General features: G+C 44.1%; 19 protein-coding genes. 7 read left to right on the top strand and 12 right to left on the bottom strand.

The window, feature by feature from the left end; translation table 11 throughout:
• Window position 1 precedes the first annotated feature (1 nt).
• On the top strand, window positions 2-1,378 hold the full coding sequence (locus DW036_RS16255) for an efflux transporter outer membrane subunit (protein WP_118465327.1): 1,377 nt from the start codon (window positions 2-4) through the stop codon (window positions 1,376-1,378).
• 59 nt (window positions 1,379-1,437) lie between these two features.
• Here the strand turns inward: DW036_RS16255 and DW036_RS16250 are convergent, their stop codons facing one another.
• From DW036_RS16250 to DW036_RS16215, 8 genes are all read right to left on the bottom strand, one after another.
• Window positions 1,438-1,653, bottom strand: coding sequence for an immunity 17 family protein (locus DW036_RS16250; protein ID WP_007667236.1), 216 nt, complete (start codon window positions 1,651-1,653; stop codon window positions 1,438-1,440).
• Window positions 1,654-1,659: 6 nt separating this feature from the next.
• The gene (gene tsaE / locus DW036_RS16245) at window positions 1,660-2,085 is read right to left on the bottom strand and encodes a tRNA (adenosine(37)-N6)-threonylcarbamoyltransferase complex ATPase subunit type 1 TsaE (RefSeq protein WP_118465326.1); all 426 of its coding nucleotides are present in this window, start codon (window positions 2,083-2,085) and stop codon (window positions 1,660-1,662) included.
• Between the two features lie 25 nt (window positions 2,086-2,110).
• Window positions 2,111-3,670 (bottom strand): bifunctional response regulator/alkaline phosphatase family protein, encoded by a 1,560-nt coding sequence (locus tag DW036_RS16240; RefSeq protein WP_118465325.1) that lies wholly within the window; start codon window positions 3,668-3,670, stop codon window positions 2,111-2,113.
• Window positions 3,671-3,686: 16 nt separating this feature from the next.
• Window positions 3,687-6,674 carry a tetratricopeptide repeat protein gene (locus tag DW036_RS16235; RefSeq protein WP_118465509.1) on the bottom strand — a complete coding sequence of 996 codons (2,988 nt, stop codon included), beginning with the start codon at window positions 6,672-6,674 and terminating at the stop codon, window positions 3,687-3,689.
• A gap of 60 nt (window positions 6,675-6,734) precedes the next feature.
• The gene (locus DW036_RS16230; RefSeq protein ID WP_118465324.1) at window positions 6,735-7,562 is read right to left on the bottom strand and encodes a metal ABC transporter permease; all 828 of its coding nucleotides are present in this window, start codon (window positions 7,560-7,562) and stop codon (window positions 6,735-6,737) included.
• A 1-nt stretch (window position 7,563) separates the two neighbouring features.
• Window positions 7,564-7,980: a phospholipase gene (locus DW036_RS16225; protein ID WP_118465323.1), complete on the bottom strand. Its 417-nt coding sequence runs from the start codon at window positions 7,978-7,980 to the stop codon at window positions 7,564-7,566.
• A gap of 3 nt (window positions 7,981-7,983) precedes the next feature.
• Complete coding sequence (locus tag DW036_RS16220) at window positions 7,984-9,234, bottom strand: 3-phosphoshikimate 1-carboxyvinyltransferase (protein ID WP_118465322.1); 1,251 nt, start codon at window positions 9,232-9,234, stop codon at window positions 7,984-7,986.
• A gap of 397 nt (window positions 9,235-9,631) precedes the next feature.
• Window positions 9,632-10,552, bottom strand: a complete 921-nt coding sequence (locus DW036_RS16215) for an AraC family transcriptional regulator (RefSeq protein WP_118465321.1) — start codon at window positions 10,550-10,552, stop codon at window positions 9,632-9,634.
• 147 nt (window positions 10,553-10,699) lie between these two features.
• Between DW036_RS16215 and DW036_RS16210 the strand changes: the two genes are divergently transcribed.
• From DW036_RS16210 to DW036_RS16195, 4 genes are all read left to right on the top strand, one after another.
• The gene (locus DW036_RS16210) at window positions 10,700-12,010 is read left to right on the top strand and encodes a TolC family protein (RefSeq protein WP_118465320.1); all 1,311 of its coding nucleotides are present in this window, start codon (window positions 10,700-10,702) and stop codon (window positions 12,008-12,010) included.
• A 47-nt stretch (window positions 12,011-12,057) separates the two neighbouring features.
• Window positions 12,058-13,092, top strand: a complete 1,035-nt coding sequence (locus tag DW036_RS16205; RefSeq protein WP_118465319.1) for an HlyD family secretion protein — start codon at window positions 12,058-12,060, stop codon at window positions 13,090-13,092.
• 4 nt (window positions 13,093-13,096) lie between these two features.
• Window positions 13,097-14,692, top strand: a complete 1,596-nt coding sequence (locus tag DW036_RS16200) for a hypothetical protein (protein ID WP_118465318.1) — start codon at window positions 13,097-13,099, stop codon at window positions 14,690-14,692.
• 129 nt (window positions 14,693-14,821) lie between these two features.
• Window positions 14,822-16,027 (top strand): multidrug effflux MFS transporter, encoded by a 1,206-nt coding sequence (locus DW036_RS16195; RefSeq protein ID WP_118465317.1) that lies wholly within the window; start codon window positions 14,822-14,824, stop codon window positions 16,025-16,027.
• Here DW036_RS16195 and DW036_RS16190 read toward each other — a convergent pair.
• The gene (locus tag DW036_RS16190; RefSeq protein WP_118465508.1) at window positions 15,994-16,386 is read right to left on the bottom strand and encodes a hypothetical protein; all 393 of its coding nucleotides are present in this window, start codon (window positions 16,384-16,386) and stop codon (window positions 15,994-15,996) included. The two genes, DW036_RS16195 and DW036_RS16190, sit on opposite strands and share 34 nt — an antisense overlap.
• Window positions 16,387-16,617: 231 nt before the next feature.
• Between DW036_RS16190 and DW036_RS16185 the strand changes: the two genes are divergently transcribed.
• Both DW036_RS16185 and DW036_RS16180 read left to right on the top strand, forming a co-directional pair.
• A complete protein-coding gene (locus DW036_RS16185) occupies window positions 16,618-17,055 on the top strand; it encodes a cupin domain-containing protein (protein WP_118465316.1) in 438 nt (145 codons plus the stop codon).
• A gap of 200 nt (window positions 17,056-17,255) precedes the next feature.
• On the top strand, window positions 17,256-17,645 hold the full coding sequence (locus DW036_RS16180; RefSeq protein WP_022392763.1) for a DUF2721 domain-containing protein: 390 nt from the start codon (window positions 17,256-17,258) through the stop codon (window positions 17,643-17,645).
• A 10-nt stretch (window positions 17,646-17,655) separates the two neighbouring features.
• Here the strand turns inward: DW036_RS16180 and DW036_RS16175 are convergent, their stop codons facing one another.
• From DW036_RS16175 to DW036_RS16170, 3 genes are all read right to left on the bottom strand, one after another.
• Window positions 17,656-18,897, bottom strand: coding sequence for a nitroreductase family protein (locus DW036_RS16175; protein WP_118465315.1), 1,242 nt, complete (start codon window positions 18,895-18,897; stop codon window positions 17,656-17,658).
• A gap of 198 nt (window positions 18,898-19,095) precedes the next feature.
• Window positions 19,096-19,419, bottom strand: coding sequence for a hypothetical protein (locus DW036_RS25415; protein WP_147401503.1), 324 nt, complete (start codon window positions 19,417-19,419; stop codon window positions 19,096-19,098).
• Between the two features lie 240 nt (window positions 19,420-19,659).
• Complete coding sequence (locus DW036_RS16170; RefSeq protein ID WP_118465314.1) at window positions 19,660-21,255, bottom strand: aspartate:alanine exchanger family transporter; 1,596 nt, start codon at window positions 21,253-21,255, stop codon at window positions 19,660-19,662.
• Between the last annotated feature and the right edge of the window lie 5 nt (window positions 21,256-21,260).

Here is a 21,260-nt window from a genome sequence, read left to right as displayed (position 1 = left end):
TATGAAAAGAAAATATACAATATATGGTATGATGATGTTAGTGGTACTGGCGTTCAGTTCCTGCCAGTTGGGTAAACACTATGCACGTCCGGAGTTGAATTTGCCGCAGCAACTTGACTCCACAGAACAGGACACACTTTCTATTGCTGACCGGCAATGGTGGGAACTCTATACTGATACCACGCTGCAAGCACTTATTGAGCGTACTCTTGAATATAACAAAGATATGAAAATTGCTGCTGCCCGGGTAAAGGAGTTGGCCGCAATGAAACGCATTGACTTTGCTAATCTTTTCCCACAAGTCAGTGGAAAGCTGTATGCAGATAAGGAGGCAGAGAACTATGGCGGAGATAATTACAGTTCGGACCGGAGTTATGAAGCCAAAGCAATAGTCTCATGGGAAGTGGACCTTTGGGGAAACCTGCGTTGGGCAAAAGATAAGAGTATGGCAGATTTCTTGGGTTCGATAGAAGCACAACGGGCACTGAAAATGAGTCTGGTGGCAGAAGTGGCTCAGGCGTATTTTGAATTGGTAGCCTTGGATAACGAATTGGCTATTGTGCGGCAGACACTGAATGCTCGTAAAGAGGGAGTTCGTTTGGCAAAGCTTCGTTTTGAAGGTGGACTGACTTCAGAGACTTCTTATCAGCAGGCACAGGTGGAATTGGCACGTACTGCGACGTTGGTACCGGATCTGGAGCGAAAGATTTCTATAAAAGAGAATGATATTGCATTCCTGGCTGGTAATTATCCGCAGAAGATTGCACGTTCAGTATTGCCGGAAGAAGTGAAATTACCGGAAAGCCTTCCTGTTGGACTTCCTTCCACATTATTGGAGCGTCGTCCGGACGTACGTCAGGCGGAACAGAAGCTGATTGCAGCCAATGCATCAGTGGGGCTTGCATATACCAATATGTTTCCTCGTTTGGCTTTGACAGCGCATTATGGTTTGGAGAGTGCTGAGTTCTCGGATTTCCTGAAATCACCATACCATTTTTTGAGTGGATCATTACTGACACCCTTGTTTGCTATGGGAAAGAACCGCGCAATGTTAAAAGCAAAGAAAGCAGCTTATGAACAAGAGGTGTATTCTTATGAGAAATCAGTATTGACAGCATTTAAGGATGCGCGGAATGCCATTGTGGATTTCAGTAAAATCAAAGAGATTTATGAATCGCGTCTACAACTGGAACAAGCGGCACGGAGTAATGTAGAGTTGGCTCAATTGCAGTATATTAACGGAGTGATCGGATATTTGGATGTGCTGGATGCACAACGTGGATATTTTGATGCACAGATAGGTTTAAGCAATGCGATACGGGATAAGCAGATAACGTTGGTGCGGTTATATAAAGCACTTGGCGGAGGATGGCAATAGGGGCTTAACCAGTTTTTATTTTTTTAGGTGCGGATTACACGTAATCCGCACCTAAAAAGTTATACCGGCGGTGTATTCAGAAAGAAGAACACCGACATTCCGATAAGAATAACTCCCAGTACACCATAGAATAACCGGGCACGTTTTCTTCCCACACTTTTTACAGCGAATTGTGTATTGCGGGCAGTGAAGAACCACTCCCAGTCCAATATTGCTGCCAGTAATGAAATAATGCCGGCTACTGCAAAGATGCCTTGTACGATGTATTGACTCATAAGATATTAGCCTTGGTTTTCCATTGTCAACTTGCGTGAACCATCTTCCAGTTCTTCGATGGTTACTTTCACTGTATTGCCCGGCAACAGTTCTTCTACCAACTCCGGCCATTCAATGAAACAGAGTGCCCCACTGTAGAAATAATCCTCATAACCCATATCATATACCTCTTCCAGCTTCTTGATACGATAGAAATCGAAATGGTAAATGAGTTCTCCCGCTATGTCTGAACGATACTCGTTGATAACGGCAAAGGTGGGTGATGTAACGACATCTTCAACACCCAGTTCCTGACAAAGTGCTTTGATAAAAGTAGTTTTACCGGCTCCCATCTTTCCATAGAGAGCAAAAACAGTGTTGTCGCCCATTGCAGCGATAAACTTGCGGGCGACTTCATGGATATGGTCCAGAGATTGAATTTTAATTTCCATATTAGATTGAATTTACAATTTACTTTCAGCTTCGTCCGCTCAGTGTGATGAGCGGGATTATCATTTCCTCCATCGAAATACCTCCGTGCTGGAAGGTATCGGTGTAGTAACTGACATAATGGTTGTAATTATTGGGGTAGGCAAAGAAATCACGTCCTGTGGCAAAGATATAGCGCGTACTCACATTGGGTGAGGGAAGGTGTATCTCGGCTGGGCGGGTGATTTCGAATACCTGTTTGGGGTTGTATGCCATATTGCGTGATAGCTTGTAGCGTAGATTGGCATTGATTTCCTTACTGTTGCTCTGTACTTTTACAGGGTTATCTACGCGGATACTGCCGTGGTCGGTCGTGATAATGACACGATATTGACGGGATGCAAGTGCTTTCAGAAGATCGCTCAAGGGTGAATGGCGGAACCATGAAAGGGTAATGCTGCGATAGGCAGCTTCAGTAGAAGCGAGTTCACGTATCATTTTACTCTCTGTACGACTATGGCTCAACATATCGATGAAATTGAACACGGCAACGTTTAAGTCATTCTGTGCCAGGGCAGGGAGTTGTGCCAGTAAGCGTTCTGCACCGGCTGCATCATTGATTTTATGATAAGAAAATGTATCGTTGCGGCGATAGCGCTCAATGATTGTACGTATCAGTGGAGCCTCGTTCAGGTTTTTGTTTTCTTCTTCGTCTTCATCTACCCACAATTCCGGAAACAATTTGGCTATTTGATCAGGCATCAGACCGGAAAAAATAGCGTTACGGGCATATTGTGTGGCAGTGGGCAGAATGCTGAAATAGAGTTGCTCGTCTATATTGAACAGACCGGATAATTCGTCGGCAAGTACGCGCCACTGGTCGTAACGGAAATTATCGAGCACGATGAAGAAAACCTTCTCGCCTTTGTCCAGTGTCGGGAAAAGAATACGCTTGAAGAGATCCGGACTCATCAGAGGACGATCGGCAGGCGCATCTTTAGCTGATACCCAATCTGCATAGTTCCTTTTGATGAATTTCGCAAAAGCACTGTTGGCCTCTGTTTTCTGCATGGCAAGCATTTCGCTCATGGGGCTGTCTGTTGCTTCCAGTTCCAGTTCCCAATAAACAAGGCGGCGATATAACTCCATCCAGTCGGTTGCCGTTAGTGAGTCATTAATCTGCATGCCTATCTTACCAAAACTCTGCTGATAACCGGTTTGTGCGGCTTCGCTGACAATATCCCGGCGGTGTAGGTTCTTCTTTAGCGATAATAATATTTGATTGGGATTGACGGGCTTGATCAGGTAATCTGCAATTTTCTGGCCGATAGCCATGTCCATGATATTTTCCTCTTCACTCTTGGTGATCATGACCACGGGGACGGTGGGGCAGATATCTTTTATCAAAGCCAGGGTTTGCAGGCCACTCAGCCCAGGCATGTTTTCATCCAGAAAGATCAGGTCATAGGTTGTAGCACGGCAACGGTCCAGTGCATCCTGTCCGTTGGTTACGGTGTCTACTTCGTAACCTTTGCCTTCCAGAAACAGGATGTGCGGTCGCAGCAAGCTGATCTCATCGTCTACCCAAAGGAGTTTATCTTTCTTCATAACACTACTCACTTTTTCAGTCCTCAAAGATAACACCATTTTCCGGGTCATCCTCTTCCGTAGGCAGATTTTCTTCTTTCTGTCGTTCTTCTTCCTCTGTTGGCAGGTTCAGTAGTGGCTCATCCAGCGTGTAACCTTTTAACTCAGGTTCAGGTATGGAAGAGAAGTGTGCACGGTAGAAGGTATCGTAATCGTCGAAACTATACTGTTTAATCAGTTGTTCGTAGTTGGCTTCTGATATGAGTATGGCACGCATACCACTGAGTCGTGTAGCCATTTCGGGATTGGCATAAAGACGGCGGAAGTATTGTTGTGCCTCATCGTAGTTACTGAATGGTCGGATTTGCAGCATGCCGATACCTCGTTCGTGAGCAAACGCAAGATCGAAGTTCTTCACCAGGAAAGTGGAGAAGTTATAGCGTGCTACTTCAAACAGTAGCATGTTCTCATTTACCTTTCCTTCTTCGTAAGCCAGGATAAAAAGGAACGGCGTATTGCGCTCTGTACTGAATGCGCTGTCCGGAGGAAGAATAGCGCCACCACTCAGACTATCGCCCGTTAACTTGCCAGCCTCGGCAAGTTCAGCATTCCGCCGTTGCCAGATGGAACCAAATGTATGACTGTCGCGAGCCAGCAGACGTCCTTCCTGTACCCCTTTCAGAATATGGGCAGCCAGATCAGTGATTTCATTTTGTGGATATTGCTGTACAAGTGCCTTCAGGATAGCAAGGAACTGATCGGTTTCTCCTCCCTGTAGCCGAGTGACGGCATTGAGGAACATAAATTTGGGACGATGCTGCCCCAGAGGGTATATCTCGGCAGAAAGATGTTCGGCTGCACGCACAGTGGTTGTATCACCCAGTTGGAAATGTTTGTAAGCACGGGCATAGAGGGAGTCCTCACGTTGTTTGCCATATACGGCATTTTCTGCAAAGTCCGGGTCGGCCAGTGTCTTGGCATAGCGGCTTTTGGGGAACCGGGCGATAAGTTCGGCCTTATATTTCTCTGCACGTTGCAGGGCAGGAAGTTCTCCATAATAATTTAGAGCCAGTTCGGTCAGGAATAACTGATAATATGCTTCATCCGCTTGTGCAAAGTCAGGGAACTGGCGTACCAGTCGTTCAAACGCAGCTTCTGCCCGTTTGAAATCCTGCATACGATCCTTGAAAATCATTCCGGCACCATATAAGGCTTCTGATAACAGTGTGTTTGAGGCTTGCATAGCTTCTTCTGTCAACGGAATTTGTGCCAGATAGTATTCCGGGCGGTGAGTATCACCGGCAATGCTGTCGGCAGTGTTCTTTTCGTTTTCTTCTTTCTGGGGAGTGGAAGAATCGGTAGTTTCATTTCCCCGATTGCCATGGATTGTGTCTTCTTTAGCAACACCTTCTTCCGGTTCGCTGTAATCTATCGCTTCAAAATCGTCCAGTGCAACTACTGTTTTATTTTTCCTTCGCCAGTTATCTTCCAGCTTTCTGCGCCCCCACAAGCGTTGGAATTCAGCTTTTCCTTGCTCTACCAGTTGAGGGTTATAGAAATACCAGTCTTGCTTTCCTCCTATTGAAGGTTGGAGGGTCTGTGGGGTAGCGACTGCATTTTCCTGTCCCGGTCTGCTGATAATTGAAGTAGCAGGTAATTGACTTTCTGCTTCTTCCCTCATCTTTTGGCGGTTTGCCTCCCGTTCAGCTTCTTCTGCAGCTTTGCGTTCAGCTTCTTCCCGGGCTATCACTTGTGCTATGATTTTCTCTATGGCTGCCATTCGCTCTGTTTCCGGCAGTCTGGCAAGATGTTGTAAGCTATCCTGTAACTGTATGGCATTGGTATGTGGTACCAGTTCGTCCAGGATCTCTGAACGATTGGTGATAGTGGCATATTCCCGATGGGTTTTGTCTATCAATCCTATCGCTTCGGCATAGGCTTTTTGTGCTTCGGCATAACGCGCTTGCTGCCAGTACAAATTGCCCAGTGTAAGTTGAAGAACTCCTTTCTCCACACCGTTCCGAGTGCTCTTTTCTATTCCCTTGTGATAGGCGGCAAGAGCTTGTACCGTATCTTTTTCGGCAAGGTATACATTTCCCAATGCATAATAAATCTGATCGAGGTATTCTTTGTTTTTCTCATCCTTGCTGAGGCGCAATAACTTTCCGGTAATCTTACGACTATTGGCAGTGGGCATCACTTCCGTCTGACGGATGCGGGCACTTAACGCCAGTTCGTACGGTGGATTAAGGCGGATTACCTTGCTGTACGCCTGATAGGCCTGTTCCGGTTGTTGCAGCGTTTGATAAGTCTGCCCCAGGAGATAGTAACATCGTGCTTTCTGCTGCTTGTTCTTTTCCTTCCTGGCTGTCTTTTCGAGATGGGGGATTGCTTCTCTGTATCGTTGGCTACCTAATAGGAAATTTCCTGTGGCCGAAGCATATGGAACAGCCAGCGCTGGTGGCAAGCTGTCATTATTTACCCTGTTTAAAGCATCTTCCGCATCATATTGCCACCCCAGCGCAGAGTAGCAACGGGACAACCAGATTAAAGCTTCAGAAGTGATATTCGTCTGTCCGTCATAGAGTCGTGCAATATAAGAGAAGGTTGCGGCCGCTTCCGGAAAGTCTCCCTTCTGATATTGAGCTTTGCCCAATAGCATCCAGGCACGATTAATGAAAGGATTGAACTCCCGGCGTGCCAGCCATTTCTTGTATTCATCCGTATAAGCCCGTCCCGGTTTACGGATAGGGCGTCGTTTGATGGAATGCTGGCGAATGGCTTTTTGTGCTTTCTCAATGGCACGCTCATAGTCGGAAGTGCCGATGCCTGTAGTCTCTTTATTGCCTATGGGATAGAGGGGGAGCATCTCCATGTAGTTATCTTTGTTCCCTTGTTGTTGTGCCTGCAATCCGGCTTTGTAAGCCTCGTTTCCGTTGAAGTATACGTTATAACGGGTGGTTAGGGCATGATAGAAGCGTGTACCGGCTGTGTTCTTTCGGGTGGAACATCCGGCAACGAGCATCAAAGTAACTAAGATGCCAACGAGGAGGATTGCTTTGCGTTTCAACTATACCAGTAGGTTTTACGGGTTCTGCATTTTCTGCCGTAAAGATAAATAAAAACTCTTTCCCAGCTTACATACTACATATATAATGATGGAAAAGAAGATGATAGCCGCCCCGGAAGGAACGTTCAGATAATAAGATATCATTAATCCGCCCAGGCAACTGAGATAACCGATGCCAATAGACAACCAGATAATACGGTGGAAACGATGTGTAAACAGATTCGCAGTCATTTGCGGGATGGTGAGCAGGGAAATAACCAGCACGATGCCTACCATACGCAGGCATGCAACAATGGTCAATGCAATGAACATCATCAGTACATATTCGAATATCTGTACGGGAATACCTTGTGAACGGGCAAATTCCCGGTCGAAAGCAACATAGATGATCGGGCGCAAATATAGGACAAAGAAGATGGCTAATATTACTGCAAGTCCCGCCAGCAGGGCGATGTCTCCTAATGTAATCGTTAGTATGTTGCCAAATAGGTAAGCAGAAAGATCGGGTGCAAACCCGGGTGAAAGGAAAGTAAACATGATACCCAGTGCCATACCCAGCGTCCAGAATACAGCGATAGCTGAATCTTCACGCATATCATTGCGCTTGCTAAGCCATTCCACTCCAAAAGCCGACAGCACAGCAAACACACCAGCAGCCAGTATGGGAGAAATGCCTGTATATAATCCCAGACCGATGCCTCCGAAAGAAGCGTGCGTCAGTCCGCCACTGATGAATACCAAGCGTCTCGTTACGATATACGTACCGATAAGCCCGCAAACAATGCTTGCCAGTAAACTGCCGATGAGGGCATGTTGAAAGAAGGTGTATTGTAGTAGCTCCACTTTAAGATCTCCTTTCTCCTATAATCAGAAATATTTCATCCTTGATATTGTCCGGTAGTGCTATTCCCCGTAATTGCAGACTGCGCACCCACCCGGCAACGTCGGTATCCTGCATTGTATAGAATACGTCCCTGAACTCATCTTCCTGTTCGGGAGTGTAGTCTTCGGGAGCAATGCCAATGTATCTGTCTAATTCTTCATCATCATAGTACTCTATCTTTTTGCTGACGGCAGCCAACAGGCTGTCCCGCTCGCATACTTCATGCTGTCCACAACATTCCGCATCAGCCTCTTTCACTTCGGGCATGGCATCCAGTTCTCCGCGTTCTATCTTTTTTTGCAGACGCTGGTTACGGATGTATCCTGCCATAAGGGCGATACAGACCAGTACAATAAGACTTATAATTAATATCAACATAGCTTATTCCTCAATTTCAATTCTAAACCCTGCTTGTTTCAAATCTTTCCAATATCCCGGATAAGACTTGGAAACCACTTGTGGCTCAGCAATCTGTATCGATGGTACCAATAGAGAGGCAGGGGCAAAAGCCATCGCCATCCGGTGGTCTTCGTAAGTTGCAATCACGGGACTGACTTCCGGTTCACAACGTTCACCGTTCCAGATTAATATACTGTCCTGTTCCGACTCCACCACATATCCCAACTTATGTAATTCTGTGATAAGTGCCTGAATACGATCAGTTTCCTTTATCTTCAAACTTTGTAATCCGCTGAAGCGGAAAGGTATGTTCATTAAACAACAAGTCACAACAAAAGTTTGTGCCAGATCGGGTATGTCCACTAAATCTTCCTTTAAGCGGGTAACGGGAGTTCCTATCTTGGTTAATACCACTCCCCGGTCAGTATATGTAGTCCGTACGCCGAGTTTGGTAAATATCTCTGTTCCCCGGCTGTCGCCCTGATAACTGCGTGGGAAAAGTCCCAGTAGTTCTACTTCTGTTTTTGCAGCTTCTTCTTTGCTGTCCTGGCTCAGGGCAACCATTTGATACCAGTAGGAAGCACCGCTCCAGTCACTTTCTACCGTGAAAGGTATGTCTTTGTACTGGCCCGGACGGACGGTAATACTGCTTTCGGAACTCCATGCAGCGTCTGCACCGAATTCTTTCATCAATTGCAGAGTCAAATTGATATAAGGACGTGAAATGATTTCTCCTGTCAGGTTCAGCCTTAATCCGTTTTTCAGAATAGGGCCGATCATCAGTAAAGCGGATATGTATTGTGAACTTACATTTCCGGCAAGGCTGATTTCTTCGCCCGTCAATATTGTGCCTGTGATACGCAAGGGAGGGAAACCTTCGTTTCCGGCATATTCTATTTGTGCTCCCAACTCGCGCAAGGCGTCCACCAGAATACGTATGGGGCGTTGTTGCATCCGCTCAGTACCTGTAATGATGCGTGTGCCGGGTGTTACACTCAGATAAGCCGTGAGAAAACGCATGGCGGTTCCGGCAGCAAGAATATCGATATGCTCGGGATTTCCGTCCAGGGCTTTTATCATGACGCAGGTATCGTCACAATCACTCAGATTGGTAGGCGTGATATGTCCTTGTGCTAAAGCATGTAATATCAAAGCACGGTTGCTGATACTCTTGGAAGCCGGGAGCTGGATAGTGGTATGCAAGGTGGCAGGTGCCGAAAGTTTATAGCGCATAGTTGTATTCCTTCTTAAACGTAATAGCTGGTTTACAGGCTACAAAAGTACGATAAATATCTGAATAAAGAAACTTGATTTACATGACTTCAGGGCAACCGCACCAAATTTTCAGGGTAACTGCACTGAAATTCCTTTCTTTCGGACGGGTTATGAATTAAATGGGTCCGCGTCGTCCGCGTATCTATTTATTCATTACTTTTCCATAAGCACAATGATATTTTAATAATTTGTTGAGTTTTATTAATGGCGGAGGCGCTTTTTAACTTTCTGATTATCAATATGATATTTCGTCCCCTGTTCAGTATACGACAGAATGGCATTCACTATACGACTGAATTAGGTTCAGTATATTACTTTTCTTTAAACATTTACTATTTGTAAATAATATGCAATGTTATTTTGTTTCCTCCTCTACAAACAGTACATCTTTCCTGAAATCAACTGGCGATATACCTGCTTTCCGCTTAAAGAACTTCCCAAAAGAAGACTGGTCGGAGAAATTGAGGGTGGTGGCGATTTCTTGTACGGAAAGTTTGGAGTGGGTTAACAAGTTACGGGCTTCACTGAATAACATTTCAAAAATGAAGTCACTTACACTTTGCCCTGTTACGAGTTTCACAATCTGCGTCAGGTGATGGGCGGATAAGTTCAGTTGGGCGGCGTAAAAATCCACTTTATGCTCTTTGCGATAATGAGTTGCCAGTAACTCGATGAATGATTTGATGATACTTTCATAACGGGTCAGGCAACCATTCGTATGTGGCAGATTAGTTCGTTCAAGGATATCGCTTAAATCGAGATAAAAGGCGAACAGGCGGTTCAGGATAACTTCTTTGTGATAGAAATGCTCTGTCCGGTCTATGTTCTTATTGATGCTGATCAGTCTTTCGGCTAATAAGCCGGCATGTGAGTGCTCCAGGGGGACTACCGGTTCGTTGTATAATCGTACGCCATATTTAGTCCGTCGGTAAATCATATCGGTGGAATCCATCTCATCTGTAAAAGCTTTGCTGACAAAGAGGCACTGGCACTGGAAATCATCACTGCATTCTCCAAAATGGAACAAATGGGCAGAAGACAGCAGTAGGAGGGTATCCGCTTGAATATCATACGTCTTGTAATTGATTACCGTATGTCCTTTTCCGGATAAAACCAATAAGACAATAAAGGCATCCAAGTGAATGTCTGATGAAAATTGTTCTTCTGCTTCCCGTTGGCCAATGGTGATACAACTGATTTTCTTTCGTGTATCATTTCTGCTACCACTGATGATAGGGAGTTCACAGATGTTTTTTATACGTATGGAAGAGGTCATTGGAGGTGATTTTATTGCAGTACAAAGGTAGCGGAAACCTTTGAAATCTCCAAATTAAACCAACTTTGCCAAATTTCGGATTTCTCTTTAGCAAAGAATTAATCCGACCTTTGCAGCCGTTTTTGAGGTAACAATTTAATAGGCATTATGAAAAGATTAAAAGAATTATTTGTCTTTGTTTGGGCGCTGAACATCTCTGTTGCATCTGCACAAACCTTTCAGAAGATGACAATTGAAGAGATGTTTGAGATGGCGGATGCCAATAGCCGCAGTATCCGTACATTCCGTTTAGCAGAAGAGGAAGCCGGGCAGGCGGTGAAGGTGGCTAAAAATGCGCAACTTCCTTCGATTGATGTATCCGTTTCGGCAAGCTATCTGGGCGATGCCTGGTTGGCAGACCGTGATTTTACAAACGGTGAAAATGCTGCTATGCCACACTTCGGCAATAACTTTGCAATAGAGGCTTCGCAGGTCATCTATGCAGGTGGAGCCATCACAAGCCGGATTGCCATTGCTAAATTGCAGCAGCAATTGGCAGAATTGGATAAAGAGAAGAACAGGCAGGATATCCGCTTCCTGCTGGTAGGAAATTATCTGGAGATGTACAAACTACAGAATCAGGCAGAAGTATATCGGAAAAATATAGAGCAAACCCGAAAACTGGTGGAAGATATCAATGCCAAGCAGTCGCAGGGACTGGCTTTGAAAAATGATATCACTCGTTATGAATTACAATTGAAATCCCTGGAACTGGCATTGACGCAGATTGAGAATAGTATCCTCATTTTAAATAATCAGTTGACCACCGTACTCGGCTTACCCGAAGAAACGGTGATTGCTGTAGATACTACTTTGCTGGGGCGACTTCCCAAACCTTCGGAAGAGGCCCATTGGCAGGAGACGGCAGTATTGAGCTCTCCTGTGCTGCAACAGATGAAACTGAATATCAAGCAGTCAGAATATAATGAACGGATTGCGAAGGCGGAACGCTTACCATCCGTAGCTCTCTTTGCCGGTGATAAACTGGACGGCCCCATTACGATTGAAGTACCGCCTATTAACAAGAATCTGAATTACTGGTATGTGGGCATAGGATTGAAGTTCGATATAGCTTCCACCTTTAAATCCGGGAAGAAAGTCCGTCTGGCACGCCTGTCCACCCAGCGTGCACAGGAGAGCGATTTGTTGTTACAGGAGAATGTACGGACAGAAGTGAAGGCGGCATATATTCGTTTTTATGAGGCTTTTACCATTTGTGATACGCAAGAGAAGAGTCTGGAACTGGCGGCACAAAATTACAGTGTGGTGAATAACCGCTACTTGAATGATCTGGCATTGATTACTGATATGCTGGATGCCAGTAATTCTAAGTTGAATGCGGAGTTGCAATTGGTGAATGCACAGATTAATATACTTTTCAACCTCTATAAGCTGAAGAAGACAGCGGGATGTCTGTAAATTGTCGGCAATTATATATGAATGAAAACTAATGAATTAAATAAGATATGGAACGCAAAAAGAAAAAACTGATTTATAACGTAGTGGTTAGTCTCTTACTTATTGCCGGGCTGGTGTGGGTATGCTCTCATTTCGTCCACCTCGGCAGCGTAGCTTATACTGACAATGCACAGGTAAAACAGCTGATTGTCCCCGTCAATAGCCGTGTGCAAGGCTTTATCAAGAAGATCTATTTCGATGAATACCAGGAAGTGCGCAAAGGTGACACCTTGGCATTGATTGAAGATTCCGAGTTCCGTTTCCGTCTGGCACAGGCTGAGGCTGATTTTCAGAATGCTATTTCGGGAAAGAATGCAGTGGCCACCACGGTACATACCACTCAGAATAATATTGCCGTATCCGATGCAGGTTTACAGGAAGCTAAAGTTCGCCTGGACAATGCCGAGCGCGAATATCACCGATATAAAAACCTTTTGGCACAGGATGCTGTCACCAAACAACAGTACGATGCTGTGCAGACAGATTACGAAGCATCCAAGGCACGTTATGAACTTCTGCTTCGTCAGCGCCAATCTACAACTTTAGTAAAGCAGGAGCAGACCCACCGTCTGGAACAAACAGATGCAGGTATCAAACTGGCGCAGGCTGCTTTGGAACTGGCGCGCCTGAATCTTTCTTATACCGTTATCCTTGCTCCCTGCGACGGAACTACGGGACGGAAAGAAATTCAGGAAGGGCAGTTGATACAACCCGGGCAGACTTTAGTTGACGTTGTTGACGAAAATGAAAGATGGGTAGTAGCCAATTACAAAGAAACTCAGACTACCTATATCCGGGAGGGCCAGCCAGTAGAAATAGAAGTGGATGCCGTACCCGGAATTGTTTTTAAGGGTATTGTGAAATCTATTTCCCGCGCTACGGGTGCCAGCTTTTCTCTTCTACCGCAGGACAATTCCGCAGGGAACTTCGTAAAGGTGGAACAACGTATTCCTATCCGCATTGAGTTCTCTACCGGTAACCGTCCGGAAGATATGGAGCGCTTGCGTGCCGGTATGAATGTGGAGTGTGTAGTAAACTATTGATATTATGCACGAAACAGGACCTTTTTCCATTCCGGCTATCCGTGATTTTGTACCTCCTAAACTGCGCCCCTGGATTATCATTGCCTTTGTCATAGTCTTCCAGTTCTCCGGTGGTCTCTATTTGGCGGCAGTCAATGAGATGGTTGGCTCTACGGCATTAATGCAGGAGGACATTATGATGGCAGGTTATGCTTCTATGGTGGGCATGGGGTTGACATTTGCCATCATGTTCCGCCTGAAGTTCCGTTTTACTTCGAAGGCTTCGTTGATGACGTGCAGCATTGCCCTGATTATTTCTAATCTGATATGTATGCATACACATAGTATTCCTGTGCTGGTAATCACCTGTTTCTTTGCAGGTATCTTCCGCATGTGGGCCACGTTCGAATGTAATTCTACCATTCAATTATGGCTTACTCCCAAGCGGGATCTATCGGTATTCTTCTGCTTTATCTACCTGCTGGTGCAGAGTTGTATTCAGCTATCGGGATTGGTAACAATCTATACGGCCTTCTGGGCGAAGTGGGAGTATATGCATTGGTTGATTATTGGCTTGTTGCTATTGGTGATGCTGGTTACATTGTGGTTATTCCGTAGTTATCGCTCCTTGCCGAAATTACCGTTGTTCGGTATCGATTGGTTGGGGGCTTTGATGTGGGGACTTGTGCTGTTGTGTATCCTTTTTGTCTGCGTGTATGGGGAACATTATGATTGGTATCAGTCTTTCCAGATACGTACGGCAACTATCATCGGTGCCCTGATTCTTGTATTGAATCTGTGGCGTGCATCTTTCATCCGTCATCCGTTCATTGCTTTGAAGACGTGGACGTATCGCGCTGTTTGGCTTCCTTTTATACTATATATAATAATAGATATTTTGCTGGCACCATCACATCTGTTCGAACATGTCTATATGGAAGGCATATTGGGGTATGATGCCTTGAATGTAATTTCACTCAACTGGGTGGTTCTGCTGGGGATTGTTGTGGGAGCGGGCTTTACCTTCTTCACTTTCTCCCGTCGTAAATGGCGTTATAAGACAATGACGGTGATTGCATTTTCTTCCATTACCGGGTATCTGATGTATTTCTATTTCGGTATTGAGTATGCTTTACCAAAGGAGACCTTGTTTATACCGCTGTTTCTGCGTAGCTTCGGGTATGTGATGATAGCTATTTGTTTCCTTACAGTATTGTCTCGTGTTCCCTTCCAGCATTTTTTCCAGGCGGTGTCTGTGCAGTCGTTTGTCAGTGCCGGATTTGGTGGAGCTCTGGGCACGGCCATTTTGGGACATGCTCTGAATGGGGCAATGAAGAAGAATGCAATGCTGCTGGGCACTGGGTTAGATCATGTGAACCCTTTTATCAGCCGGATACCTGCAGGAGAGTTATATGGTGTTGTACAACAACAGGCCCTGATGGTTTCAATGAAAGAACTGTACGGCTGGCTTGTTCTGTTAGCATTGTTTTGTCTGTTGGTGTTCCTGGTTTACGAAAGTGACATTCGTCCGTATAAAGTACTGCATCCTACTTACCGCTCTATTCGCCGTTTTGTGAAGCATGAGTTGCGTATGGACAAGAAATTGGAAGCCACAGGTTAAGTTGAGATTTTTTTGTTCTTGTATTGGATAGCTTTGAATAAAATAGGTAGGGAGAATAAAATGGATTATTCTTATTTTTGCAGTCCGAAAGTGGACGTATATTCCACGAAATATATAAATTAAGTTTATATGGGAAAAGATAATTCAAAACTGTTCATTCTTATTTTATTGGGCATGCTGACGGCCTTCGGGCCTTTTGTTACGGATATGTATCTGCCAAGTCTTCCGGTTATGGGAGAATACTTCAACACGAGTTCTTCAATGGTCCAGTTGGGATTAACTACCAGTATGATCGGACTGGCTGTCGGCCAGATATTCTTCGGACCTTTGAGCGACCGTTATGGCAGGCGCATACCGTTGCAGGTTGCCATGTGGTTGTTTATCGTATCAACAGTGTGCTGCTTGTTTGCTCAGAACATCCAGCAATTCGTTGCTTTCCGTTTGATACAAGGTATTGCCGGGGCGGGAGGTATCGTAATAGCCCGTTCCATTGCTACGGATAAATTTTCAGGTAGAGATCTGGCAAAGATGTTGGCGATTATTGGTGCTATTAACGGTATTGCTCCCGTGGTAGCTCCTATTATCGGGGGAGTCTTTACGGAAGCTATCGGTTGGCAGGGCATTTTCGGTATTTTACTTGTGCTGGGGGTATTGCTCCTGATAGGATGTATCCGTTTCCGGGAGTCGCTTCCTAAAGAAAACCGTCTGGCTACGAAGTGGGCGGATACCTTTCACAGTTTCAAGGTAGTACTTAAGAATAAGCAGTTTGTTTGCTATGTGTTGCAACTGGCTTTTGCACAGGGAGTGCTGTTTGCCTATATTGCATCTTCCCCCTTTATTATACAGCAGCACTATGGTTATTCCCCTTTTGCTTTCAGCGTTTGTTTCAGTATTAATGCCATAGCTATCGGTGGAGCGGCGGCATTTTCTGTAAAGTTTCGCCGACCAGCGAACGGAACACTGATTGGCTGTATGGGTATGCTTATCTTCTCCTTGCTCGAATGTGCCGCATTGGCTTTAGGTTGCAGTTTCTGGATTTATGAACTCCTGTTGCTGGCAGTTCTCTTTATGATGGGAATGACGTTCACTACATCTACTGCATTAGCTATGGAGTGTGAGCGCGACAATGCCGGGACAGCCTCAGCATTGTTGGGGGCTGTCTGCTTTTCGTTTGGTGGCATTGTCTCTCCTTTAGTAGGTATTGGAAACATTTTGGTTTCCACGGGGGTAATATTTGTCATCTGCTCTCTTTGTTCCCTTTCCTGTATTTTACTGGCTTTGGGCAGAAGGCGGGCAAGACTTTATTTTGCATTCAGTACATCCCAGAAACGTTGAGGCAGGTGGATATTGGGCACGTTTGCAGCTTCTTTAAATAGAGGAGCAATTTCTTTCGGGGCAAAACCGGCAATGCCGCATCCTATTTCTGTAACAAGGAAAGTGTATTGTGAGTGTTCTTTAGCAAAGCGGATAAATTCATCTACATAAGGTTTGATGGCTTCCGGTTCTCCGTGCATAGTCGGAATACCATAGGTCTGTCCTTGCAATCCGGTTCCTTGTCCCCAGATGGCTCCCCATTTTTTCCATGCCAGATAAGCGGCTCCGCCACCATGTGCGCCTTCCAGATTACTACCGAAAACGAATATCTCGTCCGGGTGTAGTTCTGTGATACGATTAGAGGTAATTCTTGTTTTCATACTCATGTGATTAGGTCATAATTAATTATTTTCTCTTTTTCTTCATTTTTAAACTCTTGCTTTTCAGCAAAAGTAACCTTTAGGTAACTATCTTACTTGTTTGTAACTTCTTGTTTATAAGTAAAATAGTGCATAGCTTTGCACTGTCGGAAAGTCACTGACTGCATTGCGAAGTTAGTGAAAAAACTGATGAATGCAACTATCTTATAAACAATTTAAAAACAAAAAACGATGAAAGAGCTTACAGTAAAGAATTACAGGACCGCAGAAGGTCAGAAAATTAGTCAGGGCGGTAATGAATTTACAGTGAAACCGATTGTTGCGCAGGCGGATGTGAACCAGTGCCGTGTGAACTTTGTAGAAGTGGAACCGGGTAGTTTTGCCTATGGATACCATTATCATGAAACGGATGAAGAGGTATTCTATATTATCAGCGGTACAGGTATCGTTCGTACCATCAATGGAGATGTAACGGTGAAAGCCGGTGATGCTATTACTTTCCCTGCGGGTCCGGAAGGTGCGCATGTTATTCGCAACGGATCGGATACGGAAAAGCTGGTTTATATTGATTTCGACACAAATAATCTTCCAGAGATTGTACACTTCCCTGATACGAACCAGGTGATGGCTTATGGAAAATTCTCTAATGGAATTTATGATAAGAAGTAGGGGTATGATGAATAAATTAATTGCTACTGCGCGAAAAGGTTGCGTAGTAGCAATGTAATCTTCTGATTTTTATTGTAACTTTGCGTAATGCATTACTCTAAAAAAATGGTATATGAAAATTAGAGAATGGCTTTATATGAGAATTTAGGTTTCAATACTTATTAAAGATATCGTTATGCATTTTAAGTTATAATAGAAATATGGAAATAGATTTAACGACTCCCGCTCTGCTGTTTTCGGCAATTTCATTGATTATGCTGGCTTATACCAATCGGTTCATGTCGTATGCTCAATTGGTACGTACATTGAAGGAACAGTATCGGGGAAATCATTCGTCAGTAACCGCAGCACAGATCGCAAATCTTCGTAAACGCTTGTATCTGACACGTGCCATGCAGGTGACGGGAACAGGCAGTTTGTTGTTGTGTGTTGTAAGTATGTTCTTTATTTATATACAGCTCTATCTTGTATCCATCTATATTTTTGGATTGGCAATGGTGTTATTGATTATTTCTCTGGCTATTTCTGTATACGAGATTTATATTTCGGTGAAGGCTTTGGAAATACATCTGGATGATATGGATGAATAATTGCTTCTTTTTATTTGCTCTCTGTCCAGCGGTTATAATGAATATTTTCCGGTTTCCATTTATCTTTCGGAAGTGGATTCTCGGCTGGATAGCCGATTGGAATTACGTTTAGGGGAATGATGTCTTTAGGCAATAGGAGTATTTTCTGTACTTCTTTTACCCGTTCTTCTATAGGGTAAACTCCTGACCATACGGCCCCTAATCCTAAACCTTGTGCAGCCAGCAGTAAGTTTTCTGTTGCAGCCGAAGCATCTTGTACCCAGTACTCCATACCTGCACCACTGATAGCTTTATTTAAATCTCCACATACTACGATGGCCAGTGGAGCATCCTTTGCCATTTTGGTATAAGGAAGGGTAGAACTCAATTCGTTTAGAATCTCTTTATCCCTGATGACAATGAAAGCCCAAGGTTGTCTATTGGTTGCTGTGGGAGCAGCCATGGCAGCTCTTAACAGCTGCTCTATTTTTTCATCTTCTACTTCTTGTGGTTGATAAGAGCGGATACTGGTTCTTACATGTATGGCTTCAAGAACGGAAAGTTTATCATTTTGTTTCATAATAGGTTCCTCCATCTTATTAGGTTGATTTGGTCTCGGTTGAATAGATAATGCAGTTACTACTATAACCAAGGCAAGACTGAAAGTGTTCAGTACATATTGTGTCATTTGTCCTTTAGGTTTTCTGGAGAAATATACAATGATCAGGGTGCACAGTGCAATGCCTGCCAGTAAACCCAGGAAAAGTATCCAGTCAAACCTGAAAGCAGTTGCAGGCTTGTCGGCCGAATGTTCCTTTGCATATTCCATTGCCCTGTGGATGGACTGGATAATAGCTACCGAAGATTCTGTAGCTCCGGATATTCCGTCTACTTCTTTATTGATTGCTTCTTCCGGTGATAGATTATTCCATTGTTGCAGCAGGTCACTGTTTCGTACCTTGGCAAAGTAACTGGGGGTTTCAGAGTTTTCCAATGCCACAACTTTTGTAATGCGGTTATCCTGCATATAGACCTCAAGAGGGATATTTCCTCCATATCCGTTGATATCTTTCGTTATTTTTCGGGTAGATATTATCTGTACTCCTTCATCCGTATGCCGTAATATATCGGAAGTTCCTGTAGAGTTTTCTGTTGCATTTTCCTCATCGGAGAGAATGCTCCCGAACTTGTTTCCCTTACAAATTGTTACTGCCAGAATCAGGAAAAAGCAAGTTGTCAGGCTTATAATGGTTTGGACTTTCAATGTTTTCATATTTAGTTGGTATTTATATCGTATGCAAATTTAAGGGGAATTTTGTTGAAAATAGCAAGTACCCACTAAAAGTAGTGGGTGGTTTTGCTTTATTTATCATAAAAGCAATAGATAGTTAATGTTGATATATTTTTTAGTTTGTGTGAGCTTTGTGTTATGTGAGGTGTTTTATAATGATTTTATTTATTTGGTTTTATTCTACCTATTCGAAGGGGGGATGTTGTTGTAAATAAAGGTGTTACGAGAGCCGAGAGCGAACTGAATGATGCGTTGATTACGGCTGTCTATAATTTTCGTCCGGAAGGGATTAGGAATACGCCAAGTGATTGCCATACTGAGTGTTCTGATTTGATCGTTGGAAGCGAGGAGACTGAAGTCTGGATTACTTATGTGGGTAATGGTGGTGCTCATCTCAATAACAGTTTGTACTATTATACCTATACAGATGAGGTCAATGACTATCGAGATCTGGATATTGTCCTGACTTAGTGAATGGCAGAAACCTATTTTTTGTGCATCCAACTCGAATTATAGTTTTAGTATATAAATGCTTGATATAATACTAATTCCTTACGATTAATTAATATTCGAGGCATAGTCGTATATTGAGGGTACTTCAGTCGTATACTTAGGGTATCTCAATATCATACTTAGGGTACCTCAGTCCTATACTGAGATTAGACTATTATAACATCACTGATAACCAATTAGTTATTTTTATACTGAAATGAAATCATTTAATCAAGTATATATTTGTTTGGCTTAAACCATAGTTGCAATAATCTGGATAAACAGTATAAGGAATACCATTGCAATAGGATAAACCGTAGCGTAAGCTACACTCGGAATGTTACTGTCAGTCATAGAGTCTGCCGCTGCAAGTCCCGGAGTACTGGTCATACCACCGGTGATGGTTCCCAATAAGTCGAGTATACTGATTTTGAAGACAAACACCCCAACAAACACAGCTACTAACATAGGTACCAGCGTAATAGCAGCACCTACTCCAAATAGCAGCCAGCCGCTTTCCTGGAAAGTTGCTACAAGATTGGTACCAGCCGAGGTGCCGACTTCGGCAAGGAAAAGCAACAATCCCAACTGACGCAATAATTGGTTAGCAGGTCCGGACATAGACCATAGAATAGGTCCTGTCTTACCAATTGCACTTAAGAACAGAGCCACAATCAAAATACCTCCCGTCAATCCTGGAGAGAAAGATAAACCACCGGGGAAAGTAATATTCAGTTTGCCGAACAGTACTCCTAAAACAATACCCATTGCAATAGGGAAGAAGTCTGTATCAGATAGCTTTTTAGCATTGTTTCCCAGTAAGCGGGCCAATCCTTTAAGTCCTTCTTTTTCTCCTACCACCATCAGTTTGTCGCCGAATTTCAGAGTTAAATCCGGTGACGGAGACAGGTCGATGCCGCTTCGGCGGACACGTGTTATCGTACATCCGAAGTTTTTCATCAGGTTCAAATCCCCCAATTGTTTATTAATCATATCCTTTTTGGTCAGTAATAAGGATTCGATTTCCTGTGTGTCTACCAAAGGTAATTCACCTTCTTCGCGTTCTCCAACTAAGACCGAAAGTTGGTTCAGAGCTTCTTCACTGCCTACTGCCTGTATGTAATCGTCTTCGTGTAACACTGTCTGAGCTGTAGGGATGGAAATGACATCATCGTGTTTATGGCGTGAAATAACAGCTCCTGTCATGGTCCGTGCATTGATTTGCATCAGGCTACGATTGAATACGGCAGGGTTTGTTACACGATAAATACAGGTAGTCAGTTCGGGAAACTGTCCTCGACGTTCTTTTTCCAGTCGGCGGGCTTCCTTATCCAGATCAATGCGCATAATGCGGGGAAGCAGCTTTACAAACAGGATCACACCGATAACTCCAAACGGATAAGCGATACCGTAGGAAATGGATGCCAATGGAGAATTTGTACTGTCGATGGCTACGGCAAGTCCCGGTGTACTGGTCAGTGCACCGGCTATCAATCCTACTACACTGGGGGTATCGATGTCGAAAAGGTATTTGAGCCCGACAGCAGTAAGGGAAGCCGAGCAAATAATCAACATAGTGATTATGATCAGGGTCTTACCTTTACTTCGGAACGAGTCGAAGAAACCGGGACCGGCCTGAATACCGATAGTAAAGATGAAAAGTACCAATCCGAAGTTTCCTAACTCTTTAGGAATGACTACACCGAAGTGTCCAAAGAGAAGAGCAATGAAAATAACTGCGGAAACGTCCAGAGATAATCCTTTAATTTTGATTTTTCCCAGCATGAAGCCCAATGCGACGATGAGGAAGAGGGCGAAATAGGAGGAATTAAGTAGGTCAGCAAACATGAATT

This window comes from Bacteroides sp. AF39-11AC, from assembly GCF_003474285.1.
Classification (GTDB): Bacteria; Bacteroidota; Bacteroidia; order Bacteroidales; family Bacteroidaceae; genus Bacteroides.
Note: the sequence above shows the minus strand (reverse complement) of the source record. Positions and strands in the feature narration are given on the sequence as shown.